The 15,603-nt window shown below is 69.0% G+C and carries 16 protein-coding genes; 9 read left to right on the top strand and 7 right to left on the bottom strand.

What is annotated here, in order from left to right; genetic code table 11:
* The first annotated feature begins 2 nt into the window (after positions 1 to 2).
* Positions 3 to 932, top strand: a complete 930-nt coding sequence (locus FS825_RS15505; protein ID WP_144714772.1) for an oxidoreductase — start codon at positions 3 to 5, stop codon at positions 930 to 932.
* Positions 933 to 997: 65 nt separating this feature from the next.
* Here FS825_RS15505 and FS825_RS15500 read toward each other — a convergent pair whose 3' ends face one another.
* Both FS825_RS15500 and FS825_RS15495 read right to left on the bottom strand, forming a co-directional pair.
* Entirely contained in the window at positions 998 to 1,777 is a 780-nt protein-coding gene (locus FS825_RS15500; protein WP_144714769.1) for an alpha/beta fold hydrolase, read from the bottom strand.
* A gap of 68 nt (positions 1,778 to 1,845) precedes the next feature.
* Positions 1,846 to 2,307 carry a hypothetical protein gene (locus FS825_RS15495; protein ID WP_144714766.1) on the bottom strand — a complete coding sequence of 154 codons (462 nt, stop codon included), beginning with the start codon at positions 2,305 to 2,307 and terminating at the stop codon, positions 1,846 to 1,848.
* A gap of 542 nt (positions 2,308 to 2,849) precedes the next feature.
* On the opposite strand from FS825_RS15495, the gene FS825_RS15490 reads away from it, so the two are divergent.
* The gene (locus FS825_RS15490) at positions 2,850 to 3,233 is read left to right on the top strand and encodes a hypothetical protein (protein WP_144714764.1); all 384 of its coding nucleotides are present in this window, start codon (positions 2,850 to 2,852) and stop codon (positions 3,231 to 3,233) included.
* A 109-nt stretch (positions 3,234 to 3,342) separates the two neighbouring features.
* Here FS825_RS15490 and FS825_RS15485 read toward each other — a convergent pair whose 3' ends face one another.
* The 3 genes from FS825_RS15485 to FS825_RS15475 all read right to left on the bottom strand — a co-directional run bounded on the left by FS825_RS15485 (position 3,343) and on the right by FS825_RS15475 (position 5,867).
* On the bottom strand, positions 3,343 to 4,026 hold the full coding sequence (locus tag FS825_RS15485) for a cation diffusion facilitator family transporter (RefSeq protein WP_144714761.1): 684 nt from the start codon (positions 4,024 to 4,026) through the stop codon (positions 3,343 to 3,345).
* On the bottom strand, positions 4,023 to 4,376 hold the full coding sequence (gene cmtR / locus FS825_RS15480) for a Cd(II)/Pb(II)-sensing metalloregulatory transcriptional regulator CmtR (protein WP_144714758.1): 354 nt from the start codon (positions 4,374 to 4,376) through the stop codon (positions 4,023 to 4,025). The genes FS825_RS15485 and cmtR overlap by 4 nt, the downstream gene beginning before the upstream one ends.
* A 324-nt stretch (positions 4,377 to 4,700) precedes the next feature.
* A complete protein-coding gene (locus FS825_RS15475) occupies positions 4,701 to 5,867 on the bottom strand; it encodes an ROK family protein (protein WP_144714755.1) in 1,167 nt (388 codons plus the stop codon).
* A 133-nt stretch (positions 5,868 to 6,000) separates the two neighbouring features.
* Here FS825_RS15475 and FS825_RS15470 point away from each other — a divergent pair, with 133 nt between their 5' ends.
* From FS825_RS15470 to FS825_RS15445, 6 genes are all read left to right on the top strand, one after another.
* Positions 6,001 to 7,296, top strand: a complete 1,296-nt coding sequence (locus FS825_RS15470; RefSeq protein ID WP_144714751.1) for an ABC transporter substrate-binding protein — start codon at positions 6,001 to 6,003, stop codon at positions 7,294 to 7,296.
* Between the two features lie 12 nt (positions 7,297 to 7,308).
* Positions 7,309 to 8,262, top strand: coding sequence for a carbohydrate ABC transporter permease (locus tag FS825_RS15465; protein WP_144714748.1), 954 nt, complete (start codon positions 7,309 to 7,311; stop codon positions 8,260 to 8,262).
* Positions 8,262 to 9,182, top strand: coding sequence for a carbohydrate ABC transporter permease (locus FS825_RS15460; RefSeq protein ID WP_144714745.1), 921 nt, complete (start codon positions 8,262 to 8,264; stop codon positions 9,180 to 9,182). Before FS825_RS15465 ends, FS825_RS15460 begins: the two co-directional genes overlap by 1 nt.
* A gap of 26 nt (positions 9,183 to 9,208) precedes the next feature.
* Positions 9,209 to 10,870 (top strand): glycoside hydrolase family 13 protein, encoded by a 1,662-nt coding sequence (locus FS825_RS15455; RefSeq protein WP_144714742.1) that lies wholly within the window; start codon positions 9,209 to 9,211, stop codon positions 10,868 to 10,870.
* Positions 10,871 to 11,065: 195 nt separating this feature from the next.
* Positions 11,066 to 11,980 (top strand): ABC transporter ATP-binding protein, encoded by a 915-nt coding sequence (locus tag FS825_RS15450; protein WP_144714739.1) that lies wholly within the window; start codon positions 11,066 to 11,068, stop codon positions 11,978 to 11,980.
* Positions 11,977 to 13,197 (top strand): ABC transporter permease, encoded by a 1,221-nt coding sequence (locus FS825_RS15445; protein ID WP_144714737.1) that lies wholly within the window; start codon positions 11,977 to 11,979, stop codon positions 13,195 to 13,197. Before FS825_RS15450 ends, FS825_RS15445 begins: the two co-directional genes overlap by 4 nt.
* Positions 13,198 to 13,240: 43 nt before the next feature.
* On the opposite strand, the gene FS825_RS15440 is transcribed toward FS825_RS15445, so the two are convergent.
* Both FS825_RS15440 and pnuC read right to left on the bottom strand, forming a co-directional pair.
* Positions 13,241 to 13,873 carry a TetR/AcrR family transcriptional regulator gene (locus FS825_RS15440; RefSeq protein WP_144714734.1) on the bottom strand — a complete coding sequence of 211 codons (633 nt, stop codon included), beginning with the start codon at positions 13,871 to 13,873 and terminating at the stop codon, positions 13,241 to 13,243.
* A gap of 80 nt (positions 13,874 to 13,953) precedes the next feature.
* Positions 13,954 to 14,619 carry a nicotinamide riboside transporter PnuC gene (pnuC, locus tag FS825_RS15435; RefSeq protein ID WP_144714731.1) on the bottom strand — a complete coding sequence of 222 codons (666 nt, stop codon included), beginning with the start codon at positions 14,617 to 14,619 and terminating at the stop codon, positions 13,954 to 13,956.
* Between the two features lie 339 nt (positions 14,620 to 14,958).
* On the opposite strand from pnuC, the gene FS825_RS15430 reads away from it, so the two are divergent.
* The gene (locus tag FS825_RS15430) at positions 14,959 to 15,513 is read left to right on the top strand and encodes an alternate-type signal peptide domain-containing protein (RefSeq protein WP_144714728.1); all 555 of its coding nucleotides are present in this window, start codon (positions 14,959 to 14,961) and stop codon (positions 15,511 to 15,513) included.
* The last annotated feature ends 90 nt before the right edge of the window (positions 15,514 to 15,603 follow it).

Here is a 15,603-nt window from a genome sequence, read left to right as displayed (position 1 = left end):
ACATGACAACCTCGACATCGAGCTCCACGCAGTGGTCTCCTGATCAGATCGCAGACCAGACCGGTCGAACCGCGCTCATCACCGGAGCCAACAGCGGCATCGGCCTCGAGACAGCGCGGTGGCTCGCAACCCACGGCGCGCGCGTGATCCTCGCCGGACGCACGCAGGCCAAGCTCGACGAAGCCGTTGCCTCCATCACTCGTGCAGTGCCCGCCGCGCTCCTCGACACGTTGGTGCTCGACCTCAGCGACCTGTCCTCCATCCGAGACGCCGCCGCACCGATCGCGGCTTCCGGGACGCTGGACCTGCTCGTGAACAACGCCGGAGTGATGAACCTGCCCGAACGCCGCACGGCGAAGGACGGCTTCGAGATGACATTCGGCACCAACCACCTCGGACACTTCGCGCTCACGGCGCAGCTCATGCCAGCGATCCGCCGTTCGGCCCGCGCTCGCATCGTCACCGTGAGCGCCATCGCAGGGACGTGGCCGAGCGGGAGGCTCGTGGACCTCCAGAGCGAACGCCGCTACCGGCCGATGGGGGCGTACGCGAAGTCCAAGCGGGCGAACATCGTCTTCACCGAGCACCTCGCCCAGCACCTCGCGGGCACGAACATCGAGGCCGTCGTCGTCCACCCCGGCTCGGCCATGACGGGGTTGCAGCAGCACAGCCAAGGCGCCATCGCGAAACGCCTGTCCCGTGTCATGGAGCGGTTCCTCATGGGTTCTGCTGACGGTGCCGCTTGGCCGTCGCTGTACGCGGCCACCTCGGACAGCGTGCGCTCCGGTCAGTTCATCGGCCCGGCCGGCCGTGTGCAGACGTCCGGAACACCCAGACCCGTCCGGATACCGCGCGGCGCAGACAGCGCGGCGGAGACCGACCGCCTCTGGTCGGAGAGCGAGCGCCTCACCGGGGTTGCTTTCCCCCTGTGACAACGAGGCGGAGCCAGGCCGCTGCCGTCGAGCGGAGTTTGCGCCTCGTTCCGGTACCCGATCGGTCAGCGGTCCATCCGCGCGAGCCAGTCGCGGACCAGGGCGGCGGTGATCCCGGGCTGCTCGAGGTGCACGTTGTGTCCAGCGGCATCGAGGACGACGAAGCTCCCTCGCGGGTAGTGGTCCCGGAGTGCGAGCCCGTCCTCGTACCCGACGACGTCGTCCTGCCGACCGAACAGGTGCAGGGCCGGAGCGGTGAACGGTTCCGGGTGGCGCTCCTCCGGCACGGCATCGAGCGCGTAGTCGGCGGCGATGCGGTCCATCACAGCAGGGTCGGCGCCACGGAGACCGGGCAGCACGTACCGCTCGAACGCTGTGAACGCGGCAGCGTCCTGAATGACGCTGACCTCCTCGAACGCTTCTCGCGCGTCGCCGGCGGCTTCCAGGACGGACGGTTCGGTGTGCAGCACGGTGCGCTCGGGGACGGCGCGGTCTGCGTGTGCCGGATGTACGACACCAGCCAGGGTCGCCACGCCGAGGACGTGGTCTCGGCGCTCGTGGGCGACATGTCGGGCGATCATGCCGCCGAAGGAGTTCCCGATGACGGCGAAGGGCTCGTCGCCGAGGTGGGCGTCGATCTCGGCGAGTACCTCGTCGGCCACGTCGACCGCGCTCTTCGCGGTTGCGGTGACCGCGGCGGCTTCGGCCCACGGCAGATCGAGGAACACCAGCCGCCAAGGTAGATCCTGCACAGCGTCCGCCAGTGGCAGCATGATGCGGTGGTCCACCCCGAAGCCGTGGAGGGCGACGAGCGGACGACCAGAACCAAGAACACGCGCGATCACTCAGCAAGCCTACGAGCAGCCCGTACCCATAGGCGATGGACCACCGGGACGCTCAAGCGAGGAGTGATTCAGCGACGAGCAACAAGTTGCCAGGCGCTCTCTTGCGAACTGTTCGTGGCCCGGAAGCTCAGCTTGTCGACGCTCCGGACAGCACTCGCGGGCATCTCCAGCCTCTGCGGCCCGTCAGCGCAGTGAAGACCAGGGAATTCAGTGGACGACGACCCCTTCGATGTCGTCACCGAGAGCACCCCGTCCATCGTCCCTGTTCCATAGCAGGAAAGAACGAGTCGGGCGATGGTCTGCGACTCCTCGAAGCCTGTTGTGATGGCAGTTCCCCTCGGGCTGTGGCCGCCATCGATCGCTGCGAAGAGCACCGCGACGGCCGTGGGGTCATCGTCCACGATGGCTGCCTCCTTCTTGCTCCATCGCCCAACTGCAGCGTCGGTGTCCTCGCTGGTGGTGGCCGCACAGGACGTCAGGAGGACAAGACACAGCAGGGCCGTCACCAGAACCGTGAAGTGTCGGATCACGAGAGAATGGTTCCACAGGGGCGAAGCGCGCAAGTAGCCCCACTGCGAGTCTGAGCTTCGAACGAGTCGTGGGTCAGTTGCAGATCCCGGTTGTCATCCGAACGCCGGTGTGCGGAAGAGTTCACCGTCTGGATCGACTGATGATGATCGACTGGTCGCCGCGCGGGTCCACTCGGATGCCGACTGCCAGATCGGGATGAGTGCTGATCGGGACGCATATCTTCAGCCCGTTGTCGGTGTAGTGCAACGCTGACGGGGTCGTTGGACCGGAGTCCCTGGCGCACGAGACCAATCCGAAGACCAGCACGCACGCCAGCGCCATCGACGTTGCGCGGAGAATCGCGTCCGCAGATCCCACGTCAGCACCCGGCTCCGAGCATCAAAGAAGCTGGCCACAGCGCGTTCGGTCGGCTCACAGGATGAACATAGCGGTAGCGCACCGTTGAGACTGGGCCGCCCTGAAACTTGTCCGTTAGCCGATCCGCGACCGGACAGGTGGTGCTCATCAGAGGGTCAGTCGACTGGCGCGCTAGGGTCGGCGCATGGGGCTTCGGGGGCGTGCACCGTCACAGCAGGTCAACGTTCGGGCACTCGTCTCAATCGCAATGATCCTCGTTTGGGGCGCTGTGCTCCTGGCGACCGGCGCGTTCGATCCCGCGAGTCAGACCCCGCCATCCCAATTCGACTACGACGCCGGAAGCTTGCCGCCCACGGTCGGTGATCGTCGGACCGCGACCGTCCAAGCCGCTGCGATGATCGCGACCCTACCTGTCGCTGTCCTTGCCCTCTGTTTCGCGGCGAGTTCTCTCCGCGTCTGGAGAGAGCAAGTGTCAGCGGTCATCGCAACCAGCGTCGCTAGCCTTGCAACCCTGGCCAGCATCGGGCTCGCCTGGATCGGCGTCGGCACCTTCATCTTTTTCACATAGCCGCTTCAAAGACACAGCGGCGGCTCAGCGGCGAGCGGCGTTTCCGCGACCGCTGAACAATCACTGATCGTCCGGCAGCCGATGGACCACCGGGACGATCGCCTTTGATTCAGCAGCAGTCGCAGGCGTCGACTTCACGCTCGCCTGTAAGCGCCGACACTGGCTGTTTGCACGCGTCTCCGCGCCAGGCTTCGAGACCTTCCCGGACGGCGAAGACGACCACGACGAGCCCCGCCACCGGGTCGGCCCAGGACCAGCCGAACAGCGTATTCAACAGCAGCCCAACGAGAATCGCGGCGGACAGGTAGCTGCATACGAGGGTCTGCTTGGAGTCCGCAACCGCGGACGCCGACCCGAGTTCCTTCCCCGTACGGCGTTCAACCAGGCTGAGGAACGGCATGACCGCCAGACTGACCGCGGCGAGGATGATTCCGACGGTGCTCTGCTCCGGCTCGCGGAGCCCGGCGAACGTGAGGGCGGCGTCGACGGTGACGTAGAGCGCGAGGCCGAAGAACGACCCCGCGATGACCTTCAATGCGGTGCGCTCTCGCGCCTCTGGGTCACGGCCGGCGAACTGCCATGCCACTGCGGCGGCAGAGAGCACTTCCACGATCGAGTCCAGACCGAAGCCGATCAGCGCGGTGGAGGATGCGACCGTGCCGGCTGCGATCGCGACGACGGCCTCGATCACGTTGTAGGTGATCGTCGCGGCGACGATCCACCGCACTCGCCGCTGCAACAGGCTTCGGCGAGCGGCCGTCAGCGCGGTGCCGAGCTGCACGGCGGCGCTCATGCGCCGGCTCCACAACACAGCGGGACGTCACAGTCCTCGTCGGTGCAGTCCTCGCCATCGTCGACCGCGACCACCACGTCGACCAGCGCGCCCAGGGCTCGAGTGAGGTGCGGGTCCGCAATCTCGTACCGGGTGCTGCGTCCTTCTGGGACGGCGACGACGATGCCGCATCCCCGGAGGCATGCGAGGTGGTTCGACACGTTCGTGCGGGTGAGCTGTAGCTCCTCCGCGAGCCGCGCTGGGTAGCCGGGCTGTTCCAGAAGCCGGAGCAGGATGCGCGCGCGGGTGGGGTCCGCGAGAGCGCGGCCAAGCCGATTCATCACGTCCAGGCGAGGAGCTATGGTCAGCATGCGCTGACTATACAGCGGGTGCTGACGTATCGGCGCACGAGCCTCGCTTCGAATTACCGGCCGCCGACCGTCTCGATAGCCGGTCGTTCACCGGCACTCCCTTCAGCGTCACAACCACGACAACTCGCTCAACCAGCGGCTGACCTGGGCATTCGTGTACACGTGTCCCGCAAAGCTGCCCGGTGGATGGGCGGGGGCCTCACACGCTGCAATCCTGCCGAGTTCGGGCTGCTCTCACAGCGCCCTTGCCGACCGGTCGAGCAACGCAGGACACTCGTCAATGCCCGCAGGCACGGCGAGCCTCATCGCCCTGACAGCGCTCGGTCAGGAAGCGAGCGCGGGCCGGAGCGCGAACGACAACGGGTCAGCGCGCACCGCGTCGACCGCGTGCGCGACCGCCCCGATCACGACGACGTCCGCACCGAGCGACGACGCCACGATCTCGGGCACCGGGTCGAACCCCCGACCGTCGAGCCAGGCACGCGCCCGCTCGATCACGGCTCCGGCCGGCTCGGCGATCGCACCGGCCACGACCACGCGGTCGATGTCGAGCAGGCTCGCGAGCAGCACGCAGACACGCGCCAGCCGATCGCCGAGCTTGTCGACGATCCCCACCGCCACGGGGTCACCGGCGCGGGCGGCGGCGAACACGGCGGTGGCACCGGCGTCGGCGGCGAGCGGGCTGTCCGCCGGGACGGCTCCGGCGGCGACGGCCTCGGCGACGAGTCGGCGTGCGGTGGCTCCGATGCCGTCGGACGATCCGACCCCCTCGACGAGGTCGAGCACGCGCATCTCCCCCGCACCACCGTGCGCACCGCGGAGCAGCACGCCGTCGACGACGAGCCCGCTGCCGAACCGTTCACCCGAGAGCAGGGCGGCGAACGAGGCATCGCCGGACGACGGTCGCTCGGCGAGGGCAGCGAGGTTCGCGTCGTTCTCGACGACGACCCGGTGCCCGGGGACGGCATCGGCGAAGCCCGGGTTCATCCGGTCCCAGAAGCCGCCGTCGCCCGGTGACGCACCGCCCGCGTCCACCGGGGCCGGGATGCCGAGGACGGAGACGAGGACCCGGGTCGGGTCGACCCCGGCGTCGGCGAGCGCCGCGGCGACGGTCTCGCCGAGCACGCCGAGCCGGACCGGGACGTCGAGGCCGGAGTCCCCGAGTGCTCCTTCGGCACGGCCGAGCACGGTGCCGCGGACGTCCGCGACGAGCACGGCGACGCGGTGTTGTCCGGCGTCCACGCCGACCACCACGCCGGCGGCGGTGTCGAGCTCGTAGCGACGGGCCGGGCGTCCGATCCGGTACTCCCCCGCGGCGCGTGCGTCGTCGAGTTCGCGGACCCATCCGAGGCGGACGAGTTCCTCGCACGCGGCGAGGACGGTGGAGCGGGTGAGGCCGGTGGCGTCGATCGCTTCGGTCGCGGTGAACGCCCGCACGGTGAAGGCGTACTCGAGCAGCGTCCCTGCGCTCGTCCCACGATGTGGCGGCATGCTCGCACACTACCGCGGAAGCAGTTCCTTGCGGAATTAGATTTTGTCGCTAGATTTAGTCGTGCGAGCGGCACCGGAGCCGACTCGCGGTGCGGAACGGCAGGGACGCCGGGTCCGGACGGACGGAGACGACGTGCAGACACACGCCACCAGGGGCACCGCCGGGGTCAGCCGCCGCGGGTTCCTCCTCGGGGCGGGCGGCATCGGTGCGGGCCTGGCGCTCGCGGGGTGCGCTCCGCTCGGCTCATCGAGCAGCCGACCCGAGACGATCACCTTCTACGTCTCGAAGCCCGAGGTCATCGGGTACTTCGACGACGTGATCGCGAGGTTCCACGACAGCCAGTCGAAGATCAAGGTCGTCCGCGACTCGACGTCGAGCATGTCCGCGAACTTCGTGCGGAACCGGCCGCCGGACCTCGGGTGCTGGAACTACAACTTCTCGGTGGCGCCGTTCGTCGAGCACGGCGCCCTCACCGACCTGTCCGACCTGCCCCAGGCGGACACGATCAACCCCGACCTGTGGCCGCTCCTCGAGCAGACGGCGGACTACCCCGGCCGGAAGAGCGCGCTGCCGTACTCGGTGACGGCGGCGTCGGTGATCTACAACAAGCAGCTGTTCGCCGAGCAGGGGCTCGAGGTCCCGACGACGTGGAGCGAGTTCGCCGACGTGTGCGAGCGCCTGACGAAGGCCGGCATCGCGCCGATCTACGGCACGTTCAAGGACAACTGGACGATCGCGCAGGGCATGTTCGACTACTCGATCGGCGGGATGGTCGACGTCCCGAAGACCTTCGCCGCACTCGAGCGGGAGGGCACGAAGGTCGGCAAGAGTGCTTCGGTCTCGTTCGAGCGCGACTTCCAGGGCCCGATGGAGCGCATGGTCCAGCTCCGGCAGTGGCACCAGCAGGGCGCCGCGAGCCGCGGGTACGGGGACGGCAACCTCGCCTTCGCGCAGGGGAAGGCCGCGATGTACCTGCAGGGCCCGTGGGCGCTCGGCGAGATCGCGAAGACGACCCCGGACATGGACCTCGGCACGTTCCCGCTGCCCGTCACCGACGACGCCGCGGACAACAAGGTGCGCGTGAACGTCGACCTGGCGCTCTGGATCCCGGAGGCGTCCCGCAAGCAGGAAGCCGCCCGCGAGTTCCTGTCGTACCTGATGACCGCGAAGGTGAACGACAAGTACAACGCGGACAACAACGGCTTCGGCGTCCGGAAGGACGCCCCGCCCGCGTCGAACCCCGCGCTCGCCGGCATGCAGTCCTACTACGACGACGCCGCCTTCTACCTCGGCGCCTCGCAGCTCATCCCCGCCGAGATCCCCGTCGCGAACTACGCGCAGTCGATCGCCTTCGGCGGCGACCCCCAGCCGCAGCTCCGCACCCTCGACGCCGACTGGGCGCGACTCGCGCTCCGCACGGCCGCGTAAGGAGACCATCGCATGGCCACCACGACCGAATCGATCACGACGGCGGACCGCCGCCGCCGTGGCGGAGCCGCACCGCGCCTCCAGGCCGGGACGGCAGTCCCACGGAAGAAGCGGCGACTGGACCCGCTCTTCCTCGCCTTCCTGCTCCCCACCCTCGTCCTCTTCACCCTCGCCATCACGCTCCCCGCCGTGATGGGCATCGTGCTGAGCTTCACGAACTCCGTCGGCTTCGGCGAGTTCCGGTTCATCGGCCTGACGAACTACGTCGCGGTGTTCTCCGACCCGGCGATCCTGCAGGCGTACCTGTTCACGCTCGGGTTCTCGCTCGTCACCGTGATCGTCGTCAACGCGGTCGCGTTCCTGCTCGCGATCGCGCTGACGTCGAAGATCCGCGGGAAGATCGCCCTCCGCGGGGTGTTCGTCCTGCCGATGGTGATCTCCGGCATCGTGATCGCGTACGTGTTCTCGTTCCTGTTCGCGAACAGCCTGCCGGCGTTGGCGACCAGCCTCGGCTTCGCCCCGCTCGAGCAGAGCATCCTGGCGAACCCGGACCTGGCCTGGATCGCGATCGTGATCGTGACCGCGTGGCAGGCGATCCCGTCGACGCTCCTCATCTACATCGCCGGGGTGCTGTCGATCCCGGGTGAGGTGTACGAGGCGGCGGCACTCGACGGTGCCAGCGCCTGGCGTCAGCTGATCTCGATCACCGCGCCGCTGACGGCGGCCTACATCCTGATCAACCTCGTCATCGGGTTCAAGAACTTCCTCAACTCGTACGACATCATCGTCGGCCTCACCGACGGCGGCCCCGGCACGTCGACGACCAGCGTCGCGATGAGCATCTTCAAGGGCTTCAACGGCGGCGACTACGCCTACCAGATGGCGAACGCGACGATCTTCTTCGTGATCGCCGTCGTGATCGCCGTGATCCAGCTGCGGGCGACCCGCGGGAAGGCAGCGCTCTGATGTCCCTGCAAGCACCCCTCCGACCGGGTACGACGGCGACCGGCAGCATCCGCTCGGTCGATGCCGACCGGAACACCGGCCGACGTGCCGGTGGCCGCGGTCGCGGCAGCGCCAACTGGCCGGTCACGATCCTCCTGGTCGTGTGCGCCCTGTCCGTCCTCGTGCCGCTGTACGTCACCCTGACGATGGCGTTCAAGACCACGGCGCAGTCCGTCGACGGCAACGCGTTCTCGCTGCCAGCGCCCTTCAGCGTCGACGGCTTCGTGCAGGCATGGGAGCTCACCGACTTCCCGCGGGCGTTCGGCGTCTCGGTCCTCGTCGCGGCGATCACCGTCGTCGGGACGATCCTCCTCGCGGCGTTCACGGCGTACGCGATCGCCCGGAACTGGGACCGTCGGCTGTTCCGCTGGTCGTTCTTCTACCTGCTCGCGGCGATGTTCCTGCCGTTCCCGGTGCTCGCACTGTCGCAAGTGAAGCTCACCGGGCTGGCGCACCTGGACAACCCGATCGGCGTCGCGATCCTGCACGTCATGTTCCAGCTGTCGTTCAGCGTGCTGCTCTTCACCGCGTTCCTGCGCTCGATCCCGGCCGAGCTGGAGGAGAGTGCCCGCATCGACGGTGCGAGCACGGGGCAGGTGTTCTGGCGCCTGGTGTTCCCGCTCCTCGCACCGATGAGCGCCACCGTCGGCATCTTCGCGTTCCTCGCATCGTGGAACGACTTCGTGATGCCGTCGCTGATCACCTCCGACCCGGCACTGCAGACCCTGCCGGTGCTGCAGCAGATGTTCCAGACGCAGTTCAGCAACAACTACAACGTGTCGTTCGCCTCGTACCTGATGGCGATGGCCCCGGCGATCATCGTCTACCTCGTCACCCAGCGATGGGTGATGTCCGGTGTCACGCAGGGTGCGATCAAGTGACGACCACAACCGAAGGAAGGAACCCCGTGACCGACACCCTGGTCCAGACCACCCCGACCGCCGCCGACAGCACCTGGTGGCGCCAGGCGAGCGTCTACCAGATCTACCCGCGGTCCTTCGCCGACGCGAACGGCGACGGGATCGGCGACCTCCGCGGCATCACCTCGCGGGTGCCGTACCTGGCGTCGCTCGGCGTCGAGGCCGTCTGGCTCAGCCCGTTCTACCCGTCCGCCCTCGCCGACGGCGGCTACGACGTGGACGACTACCGCGACGTGGACCCGCGCCTCGGCACGCTCGACGACTTCGACGCGCTCGTGGACGCGCTGCACGGCGCCGGCATCCGGGTGATCGTGGACATCGTCCCGAACCACACGAGCGACCGGCACGCGTGGTTCCGCGAGGCACTCGCCTCGCCGAAGGGCTCCCCCGCCCGCGACCGCTACGTCTTCCGCGACGGCACCGGCCCTTCCGGCGAGGACGCTCCCGCCGACTGGGTGTCGATCTTCGGCGGCCCGGCCTGGACCGCGGTCGGCGACGGCCAGTGGTACCTGCACAACTTCGCCAAGGAGCAGCCCGACCTCAACTGGGCGAACCGCGAGGTCCGCGACGACTTCCTGCACACCCTCCGCTTCTGGTCCGACCGGGGCGTCGACGGCTTCCGCATCGACGTCGCGCACGGCCTGGCGAAGGACCTGCCCGAAGGCGAGCTGCCGACCTGGGCCGAGGTGCTCGCGTCCCCGAAGGACGGCGACCACATCCTCTGGGACCGCGACGACGTGCACGAGATCTACGCCGAGTGGCGGCAGGTCTTCGACGAGTACACCCCGGCGCGCACCGCCGTCGCCGAGGCGTGGGTCGCCGCCGACCGCCGCGCCCGCTACGCCAGCGCCGAGGGGCTCGGTCAGGCGTTCAACTTCGACCTGCTCGAGGCGGACTTCGACGCCGGGTCGTTCCGGCAGATCATCGAGTTCAACCTCGGGCTCGCCGAGCAGTCCGGTTCGTCGACCACGTGGGTGTTCTCGAACCACGACGTCGTCCGCCACGCCACCCGGTACGCCCTCCCGGCGCGGAACGGCTCCCCGGACAAGCAGGGCAGCGCATGGCTGCTCGCCGGCGGCTCGCAGGACGCGCTCGACCGGTCGCTCGGCCTCCGCCGGGCGACGGCCGCGACGCTGCTCGAACTCGCGCTCCCCGGCTCGGCCTACCTCTACCAGGGCGAAGAGCTCGGTCTGCAGGAGGTCGGCGACATCCCCGACGCCGACCGTCAGGACCCGGCGTTCTTCCGGAACCCGGGCGTGGACGTCGGCCGTGACGGGTGCCGCGTCCCGCTCCCGTGGACGCGGACCGGATCGTCCTTCGGGTTCGGCAGCGGCGGGTCGCACCTGCCGCAGCCGTCCTGGTTCGGCGCGTCGTCAGTCGAGGCCGAGGACGCCGACCCCGACTCCACGCTCAACCTGTACCGGAAGGCGCTCGGCCTGCGCGGGCAGCTGCAGTCGGAGGAGCGGCTCGAGTGGCTCGAGACCGGCCGCGACGACGTGCTCGCGTTCCGTCGGCCGAACGGCTGGACGAGCGTGACGGTGTTCGGCGACGAGCCGTACGCACTCCCCGCCGGCGAGCTGCTGCTCGCCTCCGCGCCGGTGGCAGACGGCGCACTGTCGGGTGTGGGGACCGCCTGGTTGCGTTCCTGACGGAACCAGGTGACTGACTGGAGGCGCGGTGCGGGCAGGCACCGTGCCTCCAGTCCGTCGTGGACTCGCGGGTGGAATCGGGCGTACCTGGTGGAAACGGGCGTACCTGGCCGATCCCTTCAACCAGGTACGCCCGATTCCGCATCCCATCGAGGCCGTCAGGGGAAGAACCGGACGTGCCGGTAGGGTCGCGGCATGAGCGGGGCGAGCATCAGCGTGCAGGACTTCGTCATGCGCTTCGGTGACCGGAACGTCGTCGACGGGCTGTCGTTCGACATCGCGCCGGGCGAGACCTTCGGTCTGCTCGGCAGCAACGGGTCCGGCAAGACCACCACGATCCGCGCCCTGCTCGGCATCACCACCCCCACGGCCGGCGCGCTCACGATCGACGGCGAGCCGTACCGCCCGGCGACCGGCGGCATCGGGTACCTGCCCGAAGAACGCGGGCTCTACCGCAAGGAGTCCGTCATCGACGTGATGACGTACTTCGGTCGGTTGCGCGGGCTGCGGGGACCGGAGGCGACGGCCTGGAGCATGGACTACCTGGCCCGCGTCGGACTCGCCGACCGGGCCAAGCTCCGCGTCGACAAGCTCTCCGGCGGCCAGCAGCAGAAGGTGCAGCTCGGCATCACGATCATGGACCGGCCGCGCCTGCTCATCCTCGACGAGCCGACGAAGGGTCTCGACCCCGTGAACCGTCGGCTGCTGCTCGACCTCGTCGACGAGCGGAAGGCCGACGGTGCGACGGTGATCCTCGTGACCCACCACATGGACGAGGTCGAACGGCTCTGCGACCGGATACTGCTGCTCAAGGACGGCCGTGCGGCTGCGTACGGCACCATCCCCGACGTGCAGGACACCTTCGGCGGTGCGGTCGCCCGGGTCGGTCTCGACGGCAGCGTGCCGCGGTCGCCCCTGTACAAGCTCGCCAGGCACGAGGGGCACGTCGCCTACCTCGTCCCGACCCAGGGCGCCGCGGCCGACGGCTCGGACGTGCTCGCGTCGCTCGTCGCGGACGGCGTGCACGTCACGGCGTTCGAGATGCGCCGGATCCCCCTCGACGAGATCTTCGTGCAGGTCTACGGCCACGACGCCGGGGCCGCCGCGTGAGCCGCCTCGGGACCGTTGTCCGGTTCGAGTTCGTCCGTGCGGTGAAGAAGCCCGCGTTCTGGATCGGCACGCTGGCGCTGCCGGTCGTCGTCGTGGTCGTCTCCCTGCTCGTCGGCGTGGGCCAGGCCGCCGGCACCGACTCGGTGATGACGAGTTCGTCGGCGGCGAGGACCCCGTTCCACTACGTCGACGACTCCGGACTCGTCTCGGAGTCGGTCGCAGCGAAGTGGGGCGGGTCCCCGTCCTCCGACCCCGCGGCGGACCGGGCAGCGGTCCGTGCCGGCACCCTCGACGCCTTCATCACGTTCCCGGAGTCGCCGTCGACGAGTCCGATCCGGGTCGAGGCCCTGGACCGCGGGCTCTTCGGCAACGGCGGCTACTCGTCGCTCGCCGAACGGGTGCTCGAGCAGAGCGTCGCGGCCACCGTCGACGACCCCGAGGCGGTGCAGCTGCTCCGCACCCCGCCGGACACCGACCTCACGACGTACGCGGACGGCGAGGTCGCTCCGGGCTGGCTGTCGATCGTGCCGCCGTTCCTCTACGTCGCCGCGTTCTTCGGTCTCGTCATCCTGCTCGCCACCCGCATGGTGACCGTCGTGGTCGAGGAGAAGGAGAACCGGATCTCCGAGATGATCCTCACGACCGTGACCGCGGGAGACCTCATCCGCGGCAAGGTCATCGCCATGCTGCTCGTCGGGTTCGTCCAGGTCGGTGTCTTCATCGTGCCCGGGCTGATCGGGCTGCTCGCCGCGCTCCCCCTCGTCGCGTCACGCCTCGGCGGGGTCGTGGTGGACCCGTGGCGGATGCTCGTCGGCGCGCTGCTGCTCGTCGGCGGCGTGCTGCTCGCGTCGGCGTTGTTCGTCGCGGTGGGCGCCGCCGTGCCCTCGATCAAGGACGCGTCCGCGCTCCAGTCGGTCGGGATCTTCTCGCTGATCATCCCGCTGTACGCGGCGTTCTTCGTGATGACGACCCCGTCGTCGCCGATCGCGGCGTTCTTCACGTACTTCCCGACGTTCACCCCGATCACGGCGATGGTCCGGAACGCGGTCGGCTCGCTGAGCGTGACCGAGTCGGTCGTGTGCATCGTCGAGGTGTTCGTCGTGGCCGGGCTGCTGCTCTGGTTCGCGGAGTACCTGTTCCGGCATTCGGTCGCCCAGTACGGGTCGAAGGTGACCCTGCGGCAGATCGCCTCCTGGCGACGCCGGGCGCGGCCCTAGCTCGGGGCGCCCCTCGCTCGGGCGCGCCCCTTGCTCGGGCGCCTCAGCTCGTCAGGACGACCTCGTCGAGGTCCCACGCGGGGACCTCGCGCTCCCGCCACCCTCGGCGGAGGGTCTGCACCGAGCGGTCGAACTCGACGATGACGTCGATGTGCGGCCGCACGAGCATCTGGATCTGCAGGCCCTCGTAGACCGCGAGCAACTGCGTGGCCGCCTGGTGCGCGGGGATCACCAGCTGCTCCGAGCCCGCGTCGACATCGCGCTGGAGGCCGTTCGCGAGCTGTTCGACGTACTCCTCGAACCGCTTGCGGAAGAGTTCGGCGAAGCCGCTGTCGGACGCCGCGATGGTGATGACACCGGCGAGGACGCGGACCAGGCCGGGATCGGCGACGTCCTCGGCCAGGGTCATCCGGACGTACTCGATCGTGCAGCGCGGCGGGTTGGCCCGGCGCGTGCCGCGGAGCTGGGTCCAGCGGTCGTAGGTCACGAGCAGCAGGGCGTCCCAGGTCGGGAACAGCCGCTGCACCGTGTCCACCTCGATCCCGGCCACCTCGGCGACCACGCTCGCGTCCACACCGTCGAACGGGTGCAGCCGGTAGGCGCGGATGGCCCCGCGGACGATGCGCTCGGCGAGGGACTGCTCGTCCTCGAGGGATGCGTCGTGGTGGTGCTCCATCCGACCATCTCAGCGCACTGTCGAGCAGAAGTCGCGTCCCCGAGCGGGGGTGGCGCGGATCCGGTCCTGTTCCCGGTCCCTCAGCCGACGGTGACCGGGGCTGCGGAGGGCTTGCGGCCCTGTTGCATCCAGACGAAGAACCCGGTGAGGGTGAACACCCCGTAGAAGACGTACATCAGGCCGGAGGCGTAGTACCCCGCCGAGAACAACAGCGGCACACCGACCAGGTCGACCGCGACCCAGATCAGCCAGAACTCCACCCACCCCTTCGCCATCCCGTACGTCGCCAACAGCGACCCGACGAAGATCCACGCGTCGCTCCACACCGGCTCGTACGACCCCAGCGCCCGGAACACCGGCGTCAGGACCGCTGTCCCACCCACCAGCGCCAGCACCAACAGGCCCCGGGTCTTCCAGGAGGCCCAGCGCGGCTCCACGACGGTCGTCGCATGATCGGGGCGGTGCGTCCACCGGTACCAGCCGTACACACTGACGATCACGAACATCACCTGCCGGCCCGCCTGACCGAGCAGGTTCACCGGGTTCGGGGTGTCGAACAGCGCCCCCATGAACACGGTGAAGAGGAGCACGTTGCCGACGATCCCCACCGGCCACGCCCACACCTTCCGACGCATCCCGCCGAGGGCGCTCAGCAGCCCGAACACGTTGCCGATCACCTCACGCCACAACACCGTCTGGTCACCGATGACGAGCTGCGCGTCGAACAACCACCGCACGATGCCCATTGGGCCCTCCTCGTTTCCGGTCGGTGCAACGGTACGGGTGCGGTCCGCATTCCGGTGTCGATCGGGGTACAAATCGTGTCGGCACTCTCGGGGACAAAAATCACCCCCGTTCTGGGTCCATTCGAATGCATGTTTTCGCTTGTCCGCACTTTGGGGGACGAGTAACGTCGTCACCAGAGCGAGTCCAGCCCGCCCGGAACGTGTCACGTTCCCGGAGTCCGGCGACCACTCTTCGGCAACGGTCAGCCGCGACCCGCGCACCTTCCGGGTCGATGACATCGACCCATCGGCACCCACCGATGGCATCAGCGCACCCGTCTGCGCAGGAACGGATCTCCCATGCACAAGATCGTGACCGGCACCATCGCCGGCGCCGCCGGTGTCGCCCTCCTCCTCGGCGGTGCGGGCACCTTCGCGCTCTGGAACGCCAGCGCCAGCACCGCGGCCTCGTCCGTCAGCTCCGGCGCCCTCACCCTCAGCGCCAACAACGACGGCGCGTGGACGGACATCACGAACGGTCGTTCGACGACGATCAACCCGGCGAGTGCCCTCATGGTGCCGGGCAACACGTACCAGTTCACGCAGACCCTGACCATCGGCGCGACCGGCCAGGACCTCAAGGCGAACCTCACCTACGCCAACCAGAGCATCACCGGCGACAGCGCGCTGCTGGCCGCCACGACGAAGACCCTCGCGGTCACCTCCTCGAGCGCCTCGGTCGTGCAGTCGACCGCCAACGCGAACACCTTCGTCGTCTCGCCGTCGTCGGCCACCTCGACCGTCAAGGTCGTCTTCACCATCGCGCTGCCGTCGTCAGCGACCACCGGCCAGGGCGGCACGCTCAACGTCGGCGCCCTCGCCTTCACGCTGACCCAGACCGCGATCGGTTCCTGACCCGCGGTACCGACCCGGGCCGTGGAGGCCGTGGTCCCGATGGGTCCCTGATCCGCCGATCGCGACCACGTGCCTCCAGGCCCGTACCGC

The sequence above is a fragment of the Curtobacterium pusillum genome (assembly GCF_007680845.1).
GTDB lineage: Bacteria > Actinomycetota > Actinomycetes > Actinomycetales > Microbacteriaceae > Curtobacterium > Curtobacterium pusillum_B.
The sequence above is the reverse complement of the archived record's forward strand: the minus strand, read 5'-3'. Positions and strand labels throughout refer to the sequence as shown.

Excerpts from the sequence above, each read along its gene's own strand:
- FS825_RS15505 (WP_144714772.1), top strand. The coding sequence starts at position 3 with ATGACAACCTCGACATCGAGCTCCACGCAGTGGTCTCCTGATCAGATC.
- FS825_RS15490 (WP_144714764.1), top strand. The coding sequence starts at position 2,850 with ATGGGGCTTCGGGGGCGTGCACCGTCACAGCAGGTCAACGTTCGGGCA.
- FS825_RS15485 (WP_144714761.1), bottom strand. The coding sequence starts at position 4,026 with ATGAGCGCCGCCGTGCAGCTCGGCACCGCGCTGACGGCCGCTCGCCGA.
- cmtR (WP_144714758.1), bottom strand. The coding sequence starts at position 4,376 with ATGCTGACCATAGCTCCTCGCCTGGACGTGATGAATCGGCTTGGCCGC.
- FS825_RS15475 (WP_144714755.1), bottom strand. The coding sequence starts at position 5,867 with ATGCCGCCACATCGTGGGACGAGCGCAGGGACGCTGCTCGAGTACGCC.
- FS825_RS15465 (WP_144714748.1), top strand. The coding sequence starts at position 7,309 with ATGGCCACCACGACCGAATCGATCACGACGGCGGACCGCCGCCGCCGT.
- FS825_RS15460 (WP_144714745.1), top strand. The coding sequence starts at position 8,262 with ATGTCCCTGCAAGCACCCCTCCGACCGGGTACGACGGCGACCGGCAGC.
- FS825_RS15450 (WP_144714739.1), top strand. The coding sequence starts at position 11,066 with ATGAGCGGGGCGAGCATCAGCGTGCAGGACTTCGTCATGCGCTTCGGT.
- FS825_RS15440 (WP_144714734.1), bottom strand. The coding sequence starts at position 13,873 with ATGGAGCACCACCACGACGCATCCCTCGAGGACGAGCAGTCCCTCGCC.
- pnuC (WP_144714731.1), bottom strand. The coding sequence starts at position 14,619 with ATGGGCATCGTGCGGTGGTTGTTCGACGCGCAGCTCGTCATCGGTGAC.
- FS825_RS15430 (WP_144714728.1), top strand. The coding sequence starts at position 14,959 with ATGCACAAGATCGTGACCGGCACCATCGCCGGCGCCGCCGGTGTCGCC.